Origin of the sequence: Lentzea sp. (genome assembly GCF_035525475.1) — a bacterium.
Lineage (GTDB): Bacteria > Actinomycetota > Actinomycetes > Mycobacteriales > Pseudonocardiaceae > Lentzea.
In genome coordinates this window covers 1-17,398 of record NZ_DATLEC010000209.1, presented here as the reverse complement: position 1 = coordinate 17,398, position 17,398 = coordinate 1, and the positions used below count along the sequence as shown (strand labels likewise).

At 69.2% G+C, this 17,398-nt stretch carries 14 protein-coding genes; 9 read left to right on the top strand and 5 right to left on the bottom strand.

Going from position 1 to position 17,398, the window contains the following annotated elements:
* Positions 1-415: 415 nt before the first annotated feature.
* Complete coding sequence (locus VM306_RS32280) at positions 416-871, bottom strand: SLATT domain-containing protein (protein ID WP_325521569.1); 456 nt, start codon at positions 869-871, stop codon at positions 416-418.
* Between the two features lie 34 nt (positions 872-905).
* On the opposite strand from VM306_RS32280, the gene VM306_RS32275 reads away from it, so the two are divergent.
* Positions 906-1,601, top strand: coding sequence for a PIG-L deacetylase family protein (locus VM306_RS32275; protein WP_325521567.1), 696 nt, complete (start codon positions 906-908; stop codon positions 1,599-1,601).
* 74 nt (positions 1,602-1,675) lie between these two features.
* Here VM306_RS32275 and VM306_RS32270 read toward each other — a convergent pair whose 3' ends face one another.
* Positions 1,676-2,971 (bottom strand): UDP-glucose/GDP-mannose dehydrogenase family protein, encoded by a 1,296-nt coding sequence (locus VM306_RS32270; RefSeq protein ID WP_325521565.1) that lies wholly within the window; start codon positions 2,969-2,971, stop codon positions 1,676-1,678.
* Complete coding sequence (locus tag VM306_RS32265) at positions 2,971-4,302, bottom strand: glycosyltransferase family 4 protein (RefSeq protein ID WP_325521563.1); 1,332 nt, start codon at positions 4,300-4,302, stop codon at positions 2,971-2,973. Before VM306_RS32265 ends, VM306_RS32270 begins: the two co-directional genes overlap by 1 nt.
* 110 nt (positions 4,303-4,412) lie before the next feature.
* Between VM306_RS32265 and VM306_RS32260 the strand changes: the two genes are divergently transcribed.
* The 3 genes from VM306_RS32260 to VM306_RS32250 are packed head-to-tail and all read left to right on the top strand — an operon-like array spanning position 4,413 to position 9,503.
* Positions 4,413-6,425, top strand: a complete 2,013-nt coding sequence (locus VM306_RS32260; protein WP_325521561.1) for a glycosyltransferase — start codon at positions 4,413-4,415, stop codon at positions 6,423-6,425.
* Between the two features lie 2 nt (positions 6,426-6,427).
* Positions 6,428-8,251 carry an asparagine synthase (glutamine-hydrolyzing) gene (gene asnB, locus VM306_RS32255; protein ID WP_325521559.1) on the top strand — a complete coding sequence of 608 codons (1,824 nt, stop codon included), beginning with the start codon at positions 6,428-6,430 and terminating at the stop codon, positions 8,249-8,251.
* Positions 8,252-8,258: 7 nt separating this feature from the next.
* Complete coding sequence (locus tag VM306_RS32250; protein ID WP_325521557.1) at positions 8,259-9,503, top strand: MFS transporter; 1,245 nt, start codon at positions 8,259-8,261, stop codon at positions 9,501-9,503.
* Between the two features lie 15 nt (positions 9,504-9,518).
* Here the strand turns inward: VM306_RS32250 and VM306_RS32245 are convergent, their stop codons facing one another.
* Positions 9,519-10,364 (bottom strand): glycosyltransferase, encoded by an 846-nt coding sequence (locus VM306_RS32245; protein WP_325521555.1) that lies wholly within the window; start codon positions 10,362-10,364, stop codon positions 9,519-9,521.
* 110 nt (positions 10,365-10,474) lie between these two features.
* Here VM306_RS32245 and VM306_RS32240 point away from each other — a divergent pair, with 110 nt between their 5' ends.
* From VM306_RS32240 to VM306_RS32230, 3 genes are read left to right on the top strand one after another with little or no spacing between them, the layout of a single operon-like run.
* Positions 10,475-11,500 (top strand): glycosyltransferase, encoded by a 1,026-nt coding sequence (locus VM306_RS32240; protein ID WP_325521553.1) that lies wholly within the window; start codon positions 10,475-10,477, stop codon positions 11,498-11,500.
* The gene (locus tag VM306_RS32235; RefSeq protein ID WP_325521551.1) at positions 11,482-12,948 is read left to right on the top strand and encodes a lipopolysaccharide biosynthesis protein; all 1,467 of its coding nucleotides are present in this window, start codon (positions 11,482-11,484) and stop codon (positions 12,946-12,948) included. Before VM306_RS32240 ends, VM306_RS32235 begins: the two co-directional genes overlap by 19 nt.
* Positions 12,945-14,138 (top strand): glycosyltransferase family 1 protein, encoded by a 1,194-nt coding sequence (locus VM306_RS32230; RefSeq protein ID WP_325521549.1) that lies wholly within the window; start codon positions 12,945-12,947, stop codon positions 14,136-14,138. Before VM306_RS32235 ends, VM306_RS32230 begins: the two co-directional genes overlap by 4 nt.
* Positions 14,139-14,160: 22 nt before the next feature.
* On the opposite strand, the gene VM306_RS32225 is transcribed toward VM306_RS32230, so the two are convergent.
* The gene (locus VM306_RS32225; RefSeq protein WP_325521547.1) at positions 14,161-15,126 is read right to left on the bottom strand and encodes a hypothetical protein; all 966 of its coding nucleotides are present in this window, start codon (positions 15,124-15,126) and stop codon (positions 14,161-14,163) included.
* 137 nt (positions 15,127-15,263) lie between these two features.
* On the opposite strand from VM306_RS32225, the gene VM306_RS32220 reads away from it, so the two are divergent.
* Positions 15,264-16,094: a hypothetical protein gene (locus VM306_RS32220; protein ID WP_325521545.1), complete on the top strand. Its 831-nt coding sequence runs from the start codon at positions 15,264-15,266 to the stop codon at positions 16,092-16,094.
* Complete coding sequence (locus VM306_RS32215) at positions 16,073-17,389, top strand: O-antigen ligase family protein (RefSeq protein ID WP_325521543.1); 1,317 nt, start codon at positions 16,073-16,075, stop codon at positions 17,387-17,389. Before VM306_RS32220 ends, VM306_RS32215 begins: the two co-directional genes overlap by 22 nt.
* The last annotated feature ends 9 nt before the right edge of the window (positions 17,390-17,398 follow it).

Below are 17,398 nucleotides of genomic sequence, written 5' to 3'. Positions count from 1 at the left end.
TCCCCACAGGCAGCCACTCGCACGGCACCAACGCAAGGCAACCACCCACACGGCAACGCGGGCCAACGGCGAAGCCAAGGCACACCCGAAGCCGCGATGCGAAGCGAGCCGGACAGCCTTGTGAACCGCCGGTGAGCGGTGCAGCCCTTGGTTTGCGATTGGGGCTTGACTTCGGGTGCGAGGTGCTACCTCGCCGGGATCGGGCGGGCGCGGAGCATCCGCCCTTTTCCGCCCGATGAAGCGCCTCGCAAGGGCCCCGAAGTCAAGCCCCAATCGCAATCGACGCGAAGCGGCGATGAACACCGAAGCGTCGACAATGCCCGCGCAACCACCCTCGCAAGGCGACACAAGCACGGCCGGTGACCCCTCCGCTGGTAACCCGCACCAGCCAACGCACCAAGACCCGCACGGGACCCTAAGCGTTGTCCCGAAACTTCAACCACCGAGAACTCAACGAGTCCCAAATCTCCTGGTACCGCGAGAACATCTCCCGGACCCGCTCCCCCTCCACCTCCTCGGCAGGGGTGGAGGCCAGGTAATAAGAAAGATCATCCTCCAGCCGGTGAAACCGGTAGGAGGCCTCCTCCATCAACACCCACAAAGACCGCCAGGCAAAAAACGGCTCCAAAGCAGACACAACGGTCACCACGGCGATCAAGGAGAACGCGGTACCGGTCCAGGGATCCAGGTTCTGCAGCCCGAGGATGATCGTGGACACCGCCGAAAGAACCAATGTGGTCAGTCGCACCGCCACCGATTTCCAGCGAAACCGGTGTTTCCTGGACCGCGCGTACGCGTGTCCACGCTGGATCTGCGACTGCAGGTGATGTGCGAGTTCGAGCGGCTTCAGGCCTGACGGCAAGTCGGTCACGCACGGAAGATTAGTTTCCGGGTACGTTCGCCGCGTGCAGTTCGCAGGACCGAGAACCTTGCTCGCGATTCACGCCCATCCCGGCGACGAGTCGACGTCGACCGGTGGCTTGCTCGCCCGCTACGCCAGGCAGGGTGCCAGAACCGTGGTGGTGACGTGCACCAACGGTGAGTTCGACGACGCTCCCAACGGTGCCACGCCCGGTGAGTTCGGGCACCACCCCAAGGCCGTGGCGGCGCATCGGCGGGCCGAGCTGTACGCGGCGTGCGACGCGCTGGGCATCACCGACCTCGAACTGCTGGGCTACCACGACTCCGGGCACACCGGCGAGGTGCCGGAGGGCGGGTTCTGCACCATTCCCGTCGAGACGGCGGCGGGGCGGCTGGCCGCGCTGCTCGAGCACTTCCAGCCGCAGGTCGTGGTCACGCACTTCAGCACCCACCGCGACCACGTGCACGCGAACCGGGTGGCGACGATCGCCATCCAGAGCACCGGCATCCCCGCCAAGCTCTACCTGACGGCCAAGGACGGCTCGACGACCATCGACATCACCGAGGTCGCGGACGTGAAGCGCAAGGCGTTGCAGTGCCACGCGAGCCAGCAGGTGCACGGGGCGTTCGGGTTGCAGGAGCACTACTTCCGGACGATCGACGTCACGGACGCGCCGCTGCCGGAGACCGACGTCTTCGCCGGCATCACGACGAGCGGACCGGACCTGCCGAGGTGGTGAGGGCGCTGATGGTCGGCCTCACCACCGCGGCAGGCCCGGTCCGGACTGCCGAGGAGAACTCGTCCTGACGGGACTCAGCGACGGCCGAGCGACGTGCAGGTGAAGCCGGCGCGGCGGATGACGTCCGGGTCCAGGATGTTGCGCATGTCGACGACGACCGGCTGGCGCACGGTGCCGGCGAGGCGAGCCCAGTCCAGGGAGCGGAAGTCCGGCCACTCGGTCAGCACGACGAGCGCGTCGACGTCCTCGGCCGCCTGGTAGGGATCGTCCACAACGGACACCGAGCCGAGGTCCCTGCCGCCGGGCAGCGCCGGGTCGTAGCCGACGAGCTCGGCACCCGCCTGCTTGAGCATCGCGGCCACGGCCAGCGCCGGCGAGTCGCGCAGGTCGTCCGTGCCCGCCTTGAACGTGAGGCCCAGCAGGCCCAGGCGGACGTGGGACAGCGAGCCGCCGCGCTTGCCGGTGACCGCGAGACGGACCTTCTCGACCATCCGCTGGCGCTGGCGCTCGTTGGTGTCGATGGTGGCGCGCAGCAGGCGGAACTCGAAGTCGGCGGCGTCCGCGACCTGGAGCATCGCGTGCGTGTCCTTCGGCAGGCACGAACCGCCCCAGCCGGGGCCGGGGTTCAGGAACGCCTGGCCGATGCGCTTGTCGTAGCCCATGCCCTCGGTGACGTCGGTGATGTTCGCGCCGAGCCGCTCGCACAGCTCCGCCACCGCGTTGACGTACGAGAGCTTCATCGCGAGGAAGCAGTTCGCCGCGTACTTGACCATCTCGGCCGAGGCCGCGTCGGTCAGGACCGTCGGAGCGCCGAGACGCGCGTACAGCGCGGCGACGCGTTCGGCGGCGTCCTGCTGGTCGCAGCCGACGACGATCCGGTCCGGGTTCAGGAAGTCGTGGACGGCCGAACCCTCGCGGAGGAACTCGGGGTTCGACACGACGGCGACGTCGTCACGGCGCAGCAGTTCCGCCGTGCGCACGGCGGTGCCGACGGGGACGGTGGACTTGTTCACGATCACGCAGCCGGACGGCAGCAGCTCGCGCGTCTCGTCCACAACGGACTCGACGGCGCTCAGGTCCGCGATGCCGCCGACGCCCATCGGCGTGGGCACGCAGAGGAAGACGACCTCGGCGTCGGCCACCGCGGCCGAGGCGCCGAGCACGAACGACAGGCGGCCGGACGCGAGACCCTCGGCGACGAGCTCGGCCAGGCGGGGTTCGAGGATGTCGACCTCGCCGCGTGACAGCCGCTCGACCTTGGCGGCGTCGACGTCCGCGCAGACCACGCTGTGGCCGAGCGACGCGAGGCAGGCACCGGTGGTCAGGCCGACGTAGCCGGTGCCGACGACGGCGATCCTTCTGACGAACATCATTCTCCCGTTCGGGTCACGGCGAACGCGCGGAGCACGGCGTCGTCGCTCACGTCGATCATCTTGTTGCCCCACTGGTCGGTGCCCGCGCCGAGCGCGGGCCTGCCGTCGGGGAACGGGCCGCGCGAGACGAAGCCGGTGAGCCCGTCGAACACCGCCACGTAGTTCTCGGCCTGCGGGCGCCAGTCGAGCTCCGCCTCGCAGCGGCGCCGGCCCTCGAAGCCGAGGTGTGCGCGGCGTTCGGCGTCGTCCAGCAGGTCGAGCAACGCCGTGGTGAACGCCTCGACGTCACCCGGCTCGACGTAGACGGCGCAGTCGCCGGCGGACACCACGGTCTCCGTCAGCCGGTACGAGACGACCGGCAGCGCGTAGGCCATGTACTCCATGGTCTTGTTCATAGTGGACACGTCGTTCAAAGGCGACAACGGATCCGGGCCGAGTCCGGCGGAGGAAGTCGACAGGTAGCGCGTGATCTGTTCGGGCCCGACACGTCCCGTGAACTCGACGTAGGGATCGAGTCCCCACGCCGTGGCCTGCTTCTTCAGGTCTTCGAGGCAGTCGCCGAAGCCCAGCAGCGCGAACCGGACGTCGGTGCGCCCGCGGTCGAAGACGACCCTTCTGGCCACTTCCAGGACACCGTCGACGCCGTCCTGCGGGCCCATGATTCCCAGGTAGGCCACCAGATGTTTGCCGCCGCGCCGGAGCTCGTCCACCCCCTCGACAGGCCGCATGACGGTGGTGTCCGGGCCCGACCGCACGACGGTGGTGTGCTCGGGCGCAACGGAGCCGCGCGTCCACGCGATCTTCTGGTACGAGGTGTTGGTGGACGTCACCCGGTCGGCCGTGCGGAACGTCCTGCGCTCGAGCCACTTCAGGATCCGGTACTGCGCCTTGCCCGCGACGCCCTTCGGCTCGCCGAAGCGGGAGAGGAACACCTCGGGGTTGAGGTCGTGGTGGTCGAAGACGAACTTCACGCCACCGAGCCGCCACAGCAACGCGAGCGCCCAGTAGGTGTCCGGCGGGTTGCACGCCTGCATGACGTCGAACCGCCTGCGGGCGCGGACCTTCACGCTCAGCAACGCCGTGCGCACCCAGCAGTACAGGAACTCCCACGCATAGCCCAACGCGCCTTCTGCCTGTGGCGGCGGAGCGTACTTGTACAGGTGCACTCCGTCGAGCAGTTGGTACGCGGGATCACCCGGTCCCTTGGGACAGATCACCGACACCTCGTACCCGGCGGCGGTGAGAGCGCGGCATTCCAGCCACACCCGGCGGTCCAGCGGCACGGGGAGGTTCTGCACGATGATCAACACGTGCGGCGATGACGTCACGCCTGTCTTCTCGTTCGGGAGGGCCGAACGGTTACAGGCGCACCGGATTCGTAACGAGAGCTCCGAGGCGCTCGATGTAGCGGGCACAAGCCCAAATGCGAGGAGCGGTTGTGGAGCGGTCACCTGTCGCGGTGGTCATCGTCACGTACCAGAGCGAACAGGTCGTCGCGGGATGCCTGGACTCGCTGCCCGGTGACGTCAGGGTCATCGTCGTCGACAACGCTTCCACCGACGGAACTGTGGCGGCCGCCACTCGCCCCGGCGTGGAAATCCTGCGCAACCCGGTCAACGCCGGATTCGCGGCGGGCGTGAACGTGGGCATCAAAGCCGCGGAAGGCCATGACGTTCTCGTCCTGAACGCCGACATCCGGTTGCACCCCGGAGCCGTCGAGGCACTCCGCGCGGCGGGCAAGCCGATCGCCGTGCCGCGTCTGGTCGACGAGAGCGGCGCGCTGTCGCACTCGCTGCGCCGCGAGCCCCGCGTCGCCGGCGCGTTCGCGGAGGCACTCGTCGGCGGCAGCCGTGCGGGCCGGATCGGCCTGGGTGAGACGGTCACCACCGACGTCGCCTACCAGGGCGCGCACGCCGCCGACTGGGCCACGGGCTGCGCGTGGCTGATCTCCCGGGAGACCATCGAGGAGCACGGCCTTCTGGACGAACGCTACTTCCTCTATTCGGAGGAGACCGACTACATGCTGCGGGCCGGAGGCGTGTGGTTCGAGCCCCGCGCCACGGTCACGCACATCGGCGGCGAGGTGTCCACGAACGCCCGGCTGTGGTCGATGCTCACCGCGAACAAGGTCCGCCTGCACCGCGAGCGGCACGGCCGCTTCGCCGGGTTCCTCCTGTGGCTCGCGATGGTGGTCAACGAAGGGCTTCGCGCGCGTTCGCCGAAGCACCGCACGGCGTTGAGGGGGCTGTTCGGAATGCGCCGGTGGCCGGAGGAAGTGGCTTCCGAAGGACCCAGCTACCTGTGCTTCTCCGCACAGGACTGGTGGTACCACAACCGGGCGCACTCGGACTTCCAGCTGCTGCGCCGGGTGGCCAAGCACCGCAAGGTCCTGCTGGTCAACAGCATCGGCCTGCGCATGCCGTCACCGGGCAAGAGCACGCAGTTCCTCCGCAGGATCCTGCGCAAGGCCAAGAGCGTCGCGATGCTCGTGCGCCGGCCGATCCCCGAGACGCCGAACTTCTACGTGATGACGCCCGCTCCCCTGCCGTTCTACGGCAAGCCGTGGCTGCGCAAGCTGAACTCCGTGCTCGTGCGCACGCAGGTCCGCGCGGTGTGCTTCTTCCTCCGGATGGGCACGCCGGTCGTCGTCGCCACGATCCCCACCGCGTGGGACGTCGTGCAGCCCATGAAGACCAAGGGCCTGATCTTCAACCGCTCCGACCGGCACTCGGCGTTCCCGGAAGCCGACCAGGGCACGATCGCCGGGCTGGAGAACCAGCTGCTGTCCAATTCGGACACCGTGCTGTACGTCTCGCGGGCGTTGCAGGACGAGGAGTCCGCGCTGACCGGTGAGCGAGCGCACTTCCTCGACCACGGCGTGGACGTCGACCACTTCACGCGCCGCACCGAGCTTCCGGCGGACATCGCGTCGATCCCAGGGCCGCGCATCGGGTTCTTCGGCAGCCTCGACGACTACCTGGTGGACTTCGACCTGATCGAGAAGGTCGCGCAGGAGTTCCCGGACGCGTCGGTCGTGCTGATCGGCGACGCCACCTGCTCGATGGAGCGGTACGAGAAGTACCCGAACGTCCACTGGCTGGACTTCCGGTCGTACGAGACGATCCCCGGCTACGGCTCGGGCTTCGACGTGGCTTTGATGCCGTGGCTCGACAACGACTGGATCAAGCACGCGAACCCGATCAAGATGAAGGAGTACCTGGCACTCGGCCTGGCCGTGGTGTCCACGGACTTCCCCGAGGTCGGGCGCTACTCCGACGTCATCCGGATCGCCTCCGGCGAGGCCGACTTCATCGACCGGATCCGCCTCACCCTCAAGGACGGCGGCCTGAAGACCCCCGCCGAACGACGTGCGGCCGTGCTGACCTCGTCGTGGGACTCCCGCGCCCGTGAGCTCATGCAGCTCGCCGAGACGCCTTCCGGGAAGCGGTAGCCATGTGCGGAATCGCAGGCGTCAGACGGTTCGACGGCGCGCCCGTCTCCCGTGAGCTGCTCGCCGAGATGGCGAAGCGGCTGCACCACCGCGGCCCGGACGACAGCGGGTACTGGTCGGAGGGGTCGATCGGCTTCGCGCACACCCGGCTCTCGATCATCGACCTGGCGGGCTCGCCGCAGCCGATGGCGGGCGCGTCCGGGACGACCACGATCGCGTTCAACGGCGAGATCCTGAACTACCGGCAGCTGCGCACCGAGCTCGCGTACCCGTTCCGCACGAACGGCGACACCGAGGTCCTGCTGGCGCTGTACGAGCAGCACGGCCCGTCGGCGGTGTCGAAGCTGCGCGGCCAGTTCGCGTACGCGATCCACGACGACGCGACCCGCGAGACGCATCTCTTCCGCGACCGGCTGGGCATCCTGCCGCTGTACTACTACGCGGACTCGGCGATGTTCGCGTTCGCGTCCGAGATCAAAGCTCTGCTGCCGGCGCTGGGATCGGTCGACGTCGACCACGAGTCGCTGCACGACTACCTGGCGCACCGGTCGGTGCCCGCTCCCTTCACGTTGCTGCGCGGCGTCCGGAAGGTGCCGCAGGGCCACCACCTGGTCGTGACGGCTTCCGGTGAGGTGCGGACGTCGCCGTACTGGGAGCTGCCGCGCGAGTCGGAGACCCGGTCCGTGACGCCCGAGGAGGCCGTCCGGCTGGTCGACGAGGCGCTGACCGCGTCGGTGCGGGACGCGCTCGTGGCGGACGTGCCGGTCGGCGCCTACCTGTCCGGCGGCGTCGACTCGTCGCTGATCACGGCCCTGGTGGCACGGGAACGGGGTGACGCCGAGCTGCACACGTTCTCCGCGGGCTTCGGCGACCCGCGCGTGGACGAGCTGCACTGGGCCGAGAAGGTCGCCGGGATCGTCGGCAGCCGCCACCACAGCGTGATCGTGACGGCGGACGACTTCCGCGACAGCTGGGCGAAGCTGTCCTGGCACCGCGACGCGCCGCTGTCCGAACCCGCCGACGTGGCCGTGTTCCGCCTGGCCGAACTGGCTCGCCGGGACGTGAAGGTCGTGCTGTCCGGCGAGGGCAGCGACGAGCTGTTCGGCGGCTACCCGAAGTACCGCTTCGCCACCGCCACGCGCCTGGCCGGTGCGGCGCCCTCGTTCGCGCTGCGGCGCCTGGAGAAGGCGCTGCCCGCTTCCAAGGCACGGCTGGGCATCGCGTTGCGCGCCATCGCCGAACCCTCCTACGCCGAACGCATGCGCGGCTGGTTCGCGCCCTTCACGGTGGCCGAGCGGGCGGCGCTGCTGGGTGGACCTGCCACGAGGTCGGTGCTGGGCCCGTACGAGAACGGGCGCGGGGACGCGTTGCGGCGCATGCTCTACGCCGACTCGCACACCTGGCTCGCCGACAACCTCCTCGAACGCGGTGACCGCATGTCGATGGCCGCGTCGCTGGAGCTGCGTCCGCCGTTCCTCGACCACCGCGTGGCCGAGCTCGCGTTCTCGTTGCCCAGCACCGTGAAGGTGCGCGGCGGCACGACCAAGTGGGTCGTGAAGGAGGTCGCGCGCCAGCACCTGCCGGCGGACGTCGTCGACCGGCCGAAGTCCGGCTTCAAGGTGCCGCTCGATGCCTGGTTCCGCGACGGGTTGCGGGACATGGCGTACGACCTGCTGACCGGGCCCACGTCGTTCGTGGGCAAGACCTTCGACAGGGCCGCGGTCAGGGCGCTGCTCGACGACCACGACTCGGGTGACCGCAACGAGCAACCGCGCATCTGGACGCTGCTGTCGCTCGAGGTCTGGCACCAGACGCTCAGCTGGTAGGGGTCCCGTGTACGTCGCCTCCTCACGCCCCTCCAAGACCGACTTCCGCAAGCGGTTGCCGGGCACCGTCTTCGCGCTCGGCACGGTCAGCCTGCTGACCGACGTCTCCGCCGAGATGATCACCGCGTTCCTGCCCGTGTACCTGCTGTTCACGCTGCAGCTGGGGTACGCGCAGTTCGGTCTGCTGGACGGCATCTACACCGGTGCCACGGCCGTCCTGCGGCTGGTGGGCGGCGGCGTCTCGGACAGGTTCCGCAAGCCCAAGGCCGTCGCGGCCGCCGGCTACGGCCTGTCGGCCGCCACCAAGCTGCTCTTCCCGCTGGTGGGCGCGTCGCCGTTCGGCATCGGCACGCTGATGGCGGCCGACCGGGCGGGCAAGGGCATCCGGACCGCGCCCCGCGACGCGATGATCTCGCTCGCCACGCCGGAGGACCGGCTCGGGGCGGCGTTCGGCGTGCACCGGAGCATGGACACGGTCGGCGCGCTCCTCGGCCCGCTCATCACGTTCCTGCTGCTCGCCCAGATCGGCATGGTGCCGGGGCCGATCTTCGCCGTGTCCGCCGCGTTCGCGGTCATCGGCCTGATCGTGCTGATCTCGTTCGTGCGGGAGCCGAAGACCGAGAAGCCCGAGGGACCGCGGCCGTCGTTCCGGGCGGGCCTGAACCTCCTGACCGACGAGCAGTTCCGCCGCACGACCATCTCGGCGGGGTTGCTGGGCCTCGCGACGGTGTCGGACGCGTTCGTCTACGTGCTGGTGCAGAAGGCCACGAACATCTCCCTCGGCTACCTGCCCCTGCTCCCGCTCGGCACGGCGGTCGTCTTCCTCGCGGCCGCCGCGCCGCTCGGGAAGCTCTCCGACAGGCTCGGCCGGTGGCGGATGTTCCTCATCGGCCACGGGTTGTTGCTCGGCGTGTACGCGCTGCTGCTCATCCCGGAGGGTGGGATGGGCATCGCCATCGCGGCTCTGCTGCTGCACGGGTTCTTCTACGCGGCCACGGACGGCGTGCTGTCGGCGAAGGTGAGCGAGTCCGCGCCGGAGTCGCTGCGGGCGTCGGGGCTGTCAGTAGTGCAGACCGGTCAGGCGCTCGGGCGTCTCGTCTCGTCTGTCGCTTTCGGACTGCTGCTGCAGTACTCGAGCATCTCGACCGGCGTCACGGTGGCGCTGGTAGCACTCACCGTGACGCTCATCGCAGCTGCGTTCATCCATCAACCAGAGCAGAGCCGCTTCCGCTCGCGAGAAGAGCACTCGTGAGCGGAAGCGGCGGACTCAACCGCGAGCAGCCAGCTTCTGCTTGATCGTCTCGAAGCCGTTCCTGCCGAGCACCTTCATGGCCGCGTTCTTCGCGGCCACCCGGCCGGAGTCACGCATGAACCGGATCGGCTGGTCCAGCAGCCGGTCCTGCGCCACGGCACGCACACCCGGCGCGGTCACGTCGTCCAGCGAGTCACCGAACGCCGCCTTGTACGGCTCGGGCGACACGAGACGGCCGCGCGTGCGGTTGGAGACGTTGCCGCCGTGCACGACCTGCAACCACGCCGGCGCGCCGCCCAGCTCCACGACGGGGAAGTGCAGGTGCATCTGGTTGTGCCAGTGTGCCCAGCACGTCACCGGCTCGGTCCACGACTCGCGGACCGACACGAACGCGTTGTGCCTGTCGACGCGGTGGTAGAGGCCGCCCGGCGACTTGATCAGGCCGTTGACCAGGTAGTACGCCGCCGTCGTCGTGGGGCGGGGAGCGGCGCAGAGGCGTTCGACGAAGTCGACGGCGAGGCCGTCGTCGTTGTCGAGGTTCGTGGTGATGAGCTCGGAGCCGGTGCGGGAGAAGAGCGACCGGATGTCCGATCGCAGCTCTTCTCGCGACACTTCCGCCCGGTAGACGGGCGTGTACGCGTCACCGTGGGAGGCGATTCTGTCCTTGAGCCATTTCGGTGATTCAGGGTCGAAGTAGATGAGCCAACGCGTCCGTTCGTCGGTCTGCGCGAGAACCGATGGCAGGCAGTAGCGCTCGAACAGCGCAACGCGTTCGGTCAGCCATCCTTCCTTTGCCCGGACGTAACTTTCGGCACCTTTCGAAGGCAGGTTGAAGCGCGTCAGGATGACGTGGTCGGCCATGACTCCCCTTACTCCGGTCATCGCCTACATCGCCTGGTGGACCCGAAACGTTGCGGGGCTAACGAATGCGGGCGCAGACCGATACCCAGGGTGTGCCAACGCTCCCCACAGTGGACGTCGTGATCCCCTGCTACAACTACGCGCACTTCCTGCCCGCCTGTGTCCGCAGCGTTCTGGACCAGCCCGGCGTCGACGTGCGGGTGCTTGTGATCGACGACACGTCGTCGGACAACACCCCCGAGGTCATGGCCGAGCTGATGGCCGCCGACAAGCGCGTCGAGGGCTACCGGCACGAGGTGAACAAAGGGCACATCGCCACCTACAACGAGGGCCTCCTGGACTGGGCGAGCGCCGACTACACGGTGCTGCTGTCAGCGGACGACCTGCTGGCGCCGGGGGCGTTGCAGCGCGCGGCCGCCGTCTTCGAGCAGAACCCCGACGTGGGCATGGTCTACGGCCGCGTCGTGTACTACAGCGACCACGACATGTTGCCGAAGGTCACGCAGCTGCCGACGACGACGAAGGTCTGGCGCGGCGAGGAGTGGATCGAGAACCGCTTCCGCAGCAGCCGCAACGTGATCTCCTCGCCCGAGGTCGTGGTGCGCACGAAGGTCCAGCAGAAGGTGGGCGGCTACCGCTCCGACCTGCCGCACGCGGGCGACCTGGAGATGTGGCTGCGGATCGCGGCCGTGTCGGACATCGGGTACGTCAGCGGCAAGCCCGGCGCGTACTACCGCGTGCACGAGAACTCCATGATGCGCACGACGTTCAAGTCGGTGTTCGCCGACCTCGAACAGCGGCGCGACGTGTTCGACCTCGTGCTGGAGCAGAACCCCGGTCTGCCGGTCCGCTTGAAGACGTTGGCGCGCAAGGCGATCGCGGGCGACGCGTTGTGGCGCGCCGTCCGCCTGCACGACCGCGACCAGCTCGACGGCACCGAGTCCGAGCTGCTCGACTTCGCGCGCGAGACCTACGCGGAGCTGGAGGAGCTGCCGGAGTACCGCGCTCTGCTGCGGCGCCAGAAGTTCAGCCCGTCCTTCCTCAACCGCACGCAGCTCTTCCTCGCCCCGCACGCCGTGAAGAGGGCGAAGTTGTGGGTCGGGACACAACGGTGGAAGTGGCGGGGCGAGTGGTGAGCGCGGTCGACCAGGACAAGGGAAAGCTCGAGGACAAGGTCTCCTCGGCGATCCGCTGGAGCGCGATCAACTCCCTGCTCCAGAGACTCGCGGCCGTCGGCATCAGCATCCTGCTGGCCCGCCTGATCGCCCCCGAGCAGTTCGGCGTCTTCGCGGTCGCGCTGGTCGTGCTCAACATCGTCCTGAGCGTCTCCGAGCTCGGCGTCAGCGCCGCCCTGGTCCGCACGAACGAGCCGATCGAGGAGATCGCGCCGACCGTCACGACGCTGTCGCTCGCGTCCGGCACGCTGCTGGCGCTGATCTGCGTGCTCGGCGCGCCCTGGTTCTCGAACGCCATGGACGCGCCCGAGGCGACCGGCGTCATCCAGCTCATGTCCATCGCCCTCGTCGTCGCCGGCGGGACCGCCGTTCCCGGCGCGATGATGCAGCGGAACTTCCGGCAGGACCACAAGTTCTACGCCGACACGGCCGCCTTCGTGGCGGGCACGGCGGTCGCCGTCGTGCTCGCGCTGATGGGTTTCGGCGCGTGGAGCCTCGCGTGGCAGCGGATCGCGCAGAACCTCTCGGCCGCGGTCATCATGTTCTGGCTCACCAGGGACAGGTTCCGGCCCGGCTGGAATCCCGCCCAGGCCAAGGAACTGCTGGCGTTCGGGCTGCCGCTGGCCGGGTCGAGCCTGCTGATCTTCGGCGTGATGAACGTCGACTACATCGTCGTCGGCGCGATGCTCGGCACGGTGCCGCTGGGCTTCTACCTGCTGGCGTTCAACCTGGCGAGCTGGCCGGTCGCGGCGTTCTCCGCGCCGGTCCGCAGCGTCTCGCTGGCCGCGTTCTCGAAGGTCCGTGAGGACCCCGAGCTGTTCCAGAAGGCGTTCGGCCGGGCGCTGGGGCTCCTGGCGATCGTCACGGTGCCCGCGTGCGTGCTGCTGGCGTCACTGGCCGAGCCGCTCATCCGGGTCGTCTACGGCGAGCGCTGGGCTCCCGCGGCGGCCGCTCTGGCGTTGCTGGTGCTGCTCGGCGCCGTCCGGGTCGCGCTGGAGCTCGGGTACGACTTCCTGGCGTCCGCGGGCCGGTCCAAGGCGATCCTGTGGATCCACCTGGTGTGGCTGGGCGCGCTGGTGCCGTTGCTGGCGCTGGGCGCGCACCTCGACGGCATCCGCGGGGTCGCGGCGGCGCACGTGATCGTCGCCGTTCTCGTCATCACCCCGGCCTACCTCGTCACGTTCAGGCCCTATGGCATCCGCGCCGGCGCTCTCGGCACCCGGCTGCTGCGACCGTTCCTCGGCGGCGTGCTGATGGTCGCCGTGGTGCTCGGTGTGCGCAACGTGGTCGACAGCGAGCTGCTGCAGATCCTCGTGGGTGGCGCGCTGTCGTGCCTCGCCTACGCACTCGTGGTGTTCCCGATGAGACACGAAGTCCTTGCCGTGCTGAAGAAGAGGGCCAACCCGTGAGACGCCTGAGGCAGGTCACGAAGATCGTCCGGGAGCAGGGTGCGAAGCGGCTCGGCGCCCGGCTGCTCACCGCCGCGTCGCGCAGGCTCGGCGTCGAGGGCGAGGAGTTGCCCGTGCGCCTGGAGGACGTGCGCAGGGCCGACGTCGAGGCGCGCAGGCCCGTGGTGATCCCGCCGATCCCACCGGGCGGCAAGCTGACGATCAACTGGGTGACCACTCCCCCGTCCAGGGGGTCCGGTGGCCACACCACGATGTTCCGGCTCATCCGGCACCTGGAGTCGGTCGGCCACACGTGCCGGCTGTACCTGTACGACACGTTCGGCAACTCGGCCGCCGACCTCGAAGCCGGCATCCGGGACGCGTTCCCGTTCTTCAAAGGCTCGATCCACGACGTGACGGACGGCATGGCGGACGCGCACGCGGTGTTCGCGACGGCCTGGATCACCGCGTACCCGGCGTTCAACGACCCGTGCCAGGGCAAGAGGTTCTACCTCGTGCAGGACTACGAGCCGTGGTTCTACCCGCAGGGCGGCCTGTACACGCTGGCGGAGAACACCTACCGCATGGGCATGCACGGCTTCACCGCCGGACGGTTCCTCGCCGACAAGGTCCTCGACGAGCACGACATGCCCGCCGACCACTTCGACTTCGGCTGCGACGCCGACAGGTACTCCCTGCGCGGCGACAAGCGCGACGGCATCGTCTTCTACGCCCGGCGCAAGGCCCCGCGGCGCGCGTTCGAGCTCGGTCTGCTCGCGCTGGAGCTGTTCGCCGAGCGGCACCCCGACCTCAAGATCCACGTCTACGGCGAGAAGATCGGGCAGCTCGGGCCGCAGTTCGTCGACCACGGCCTCGTCACGCCCGACGAGCTGAACGCGATCTACAACCGCTGCTTCGCCGGGTTGTCGCTGTCGATGACCAACGTCTCCCTGGTGCCGCACGAGATGCTCGCCGCCGGGTGCATCCCGGTGGTGAACGACGCGCACTTCAACCGCGTGGTGCTGGACAACGAGCACGTCCGGTACGCGGCACCCACCCCGCACTCGCTGGCGCGCGCTTTGTCCGAAGTGGTCACGACGCCGGACTTCGACGCGACCGCCCGCGCGGCCGCGTCCAGTGTGGAGGGACGTTCCTGGGATGCGGCCGGACTCGAGCTGGAGAAGGTGCTCGGCCGCGAGCTGGCCACATGACCGGCGCCTACGTGACCGGCGCCTACGTGACCGGCGACGGCGAGGTGGCGTCCGGGATCAGGACGCTCGCGGGCCGCGAACCGTCGGCGGGGGCGATGTGAACGGCGGGCAGCCTGGCGTCCTTGGGCACCGCGGCGAACGCGACCTCGGTGTCGCTGAGCCACGTCGTCTGGTCGTCGATGCCCGCCGTGCCCGGCAGCCGCTTCTCCTCGTTCGTCGCGAGGTCGAGCACGGCGAGGTCCCACGGCCCGAGCCGGCCGACGCGCTTCTTGTAGGCGACCTTCGTGCCGTCCGGGGAAAGCGAGGGACACTCGGCATCGCGGCGCAACGACGTCACGGCCCTGGTCCCGAGATCACCCTTCACCAGCCAGGTGAATCCGCCGCTCGCGAGGGTGGCGTAGAAGGTCCTGTCGTCGGAGCCGACGGTCAGGCCCCAGTAGTTGGCGTCGCTCGCGGTGAGCGGAGCACCCTCCACAGTGGCCGCGAAGTGCTCGATCGACTCCACCGCCTCGCCCGTGCGGACGTCGAAGAATCCCGTCCGGGTGGAAAAACCGCCGGGAACCGAGTACGAGTCGCCGGTGACGAAACTGGTCCAGGACACGACGTTCCCGGACTTCGAGACCTTCGCGCGGCTCGGGATGCCGGGCAGCAGGACCGTCCTGACCGGCTTGCCGTCGCGGCTGATCTCGGCGGCGTAGGACGGGCCCGGACCGGAGAGCTTCAGGCACACGCTCGTGCCGCCGGAGACGTAAAACCGCTGGCAGGCGAGGTCGGTCGGGGTGCGGGCACCGCCGTCGGCGAGCTTCTCGACGCGGTTCTGCCCACCGGCGAGGTCCACGAAGAGCAGGTCGCCGGTCTTGGCCTGGGACACGTTCTCCGCGCCCGCCGGCTGGTTCGCGTCGGTGGCGGCCGTGACGACGTAGGCCGCCGTCCCGCCGATGACAACGAGGATGGCCGCGATCGTCACGGCCAGTCGTCGCACACGCATTCTGCCTCCTGGACTCCCCTCCTTCATCGCCGCCGCGCTACCGGCTGTAACAGTTGGCAGCTCACCCCGATTTTCCTGGTGGGCGATACCCTGCGGACAGTGCGTTCGCAAGACCGAACCGCGGATCGGGGATTTTGATGGACTTCTGGGGAACCGTACGAGTGCTGCGGCGGCGGTGGTACATCGCCGTGCCCGCAGTGCTGCTCACCGGTGTCCTCGCCCTGTACGTCTACGTCACCGTTCCCACGCGGTACGAGTCGAGCGGCGTGCTGGTCCTCACCTCTCCCGCGGCCGGTGGCCGGTACTCGGAGAAGACCAAGCCCGAGGACCTGGTGAAGGTCAACCCGCTGCTGCAGTTCGACGGCAGCCTCACGACCACCGCGCAGATCCTCACCCAGATCCTGGGCGACCCGAAGACCGCGGAAGAGCTGGCGGGCGAGAAATCGACGGCGACCTACACCGCGAACACCGGCCCCGTCGGCGGCCCGCTGCTGTTCATCGCGACGGAGGCCGACTCGGCCGAGTCGGCCGAGGGTCTCGTCGGCAAGGTGCTCGAGAAGACCGTGAACGAGCTGGCGGCGCAGCAGAAGGCGTTGAACGCGCCCGAGCAGACGTTCATCACGGCGCAGATCCTCGTGAAGCCGACGACCGCGTCGGCCAAGATCGGCGGCAAGGTCCGGTACGTCGGCGCGGCCACCGTCGTGTTGCTGCTGCTGACGATCGCCTCGACGTTCGCCGCGGACTCGGTCATGAACAGGATGAAGAAGCGCAAGGGCGAGGAGCCCGGCGCGGAGCCACCGTCCGAGAAGGACGTTCCCCCGCCGCCGTCGCACGCCCCTCCGTCGCGGCAGGCGCCCAACGGCGGCCAGCCCCCGCGGAGCCAGGGCGTGCCCAACGCCCACCAGAAGACGGTCATCATCCCCGCGCCCAAGCCCACGAACCCGGCATGGCCGACGAAAGACGACTGACGCAGCAGCGCGCCGACGGCGCCACGCTCGTCATCTTCTACGTGCTGGCGCTGCTCGTCGTTCCCGCCCGGTTCACCATCGCGTTCGTCCCGATCACCCTGCCGCCCGCGCTGTTCGTGGCGCTGTGCCTCGCGGTGCTCTGGTTCGCCGCGCACCTCGTCGACCACCTGGGCCTCGCCAAGGGCCGCAACACGGTCCGCACGCTGCTCGGCGTCTACGTGATGCTGCACCTGGCGACGTACGCCATAGCCACGCGCCGCTACCTGCCGCCGGACGAGCTGTCGGTGTCCGACTCGGCGCTCATCCGAATCGTGGCGATGTCGGCGCTCGCGGTGTTCGTCATCGACGCGATCCGCAGCGGCGAGCGCCTGAGCCGCATGCTCAAGGTGATGGTGGGCTGCCTGACGTTCGGCGCGTTCATCGGCCTGATCCAGTTCGGCCTCGGCCTGGACCTGGCGTCGTACGTGACGCTGCCGGGCCTGCGCGTGCAGGACAACGGCTACTCGGCGCTGGAGTCGCGGTCGATCTTCTTCCGCCCGGCCGGCACGGTGAACCACCCGATCGAGTTCGGCCTGGTCTGCGTGCTGGGCGTGCCGTTCGCGGCGCACTTCGTGTTCCAGGCGAAGGACCGCGGCGAACCCGTCGGCCGCTGGTGGACGGCCCTGTCGCTGCTCAGCCTGATGGCGATCCTGTCGCTGTCCCGCACGGCGATCATCGGCCTGGTCGTGACAGGCGTCGTGCTCGGCGTCCTGCTGCCACGCCACCGCGGCCTGCCGCTGCTCGGCGTGGGCGCGGTGTTCCTCGGCGGCGCCTCGGCGGTCGTGCCGGGCCTGTTCGGCACGGTGACGTCGATGTTCTCCAACATCGAGGACGACCCGTCGTTCCAGGGCCGCACCAAGGACTACGACGGCGCCTGGCTGGAGATCGCCAAACACCCGTGGCTGGGCCGCGGCTTCGGCACGTTCCTGCCGTCGAAGTACACGATCCTCGACAACCAGTACCTGCTGACGATGATCGAGAACGGCTACCTGGGCCTGCTCGCCTACGCCCTGCTGTTCCTCGGCGGCATCTTCGCGGCGCTGCGAGCCCGCTCGCTGTCGAAGGACGAGAACGTGCGCGGGCTCGCCGTGTGCCTGGTGGGCGCCATGCTGACGTCGGCGCTGGGGGCGGCGACGTTCGACTCGCTGAGCTTCAGCGTGGCGACCGGGATGACGTTCCTGCTGATCGGCACGTCGGGGGCGCTGCTGCGGATCGCGCGGCAGGAGGCCAGACAGCTGGTCAGCTCAGCCAGGTGACCAGGCTCC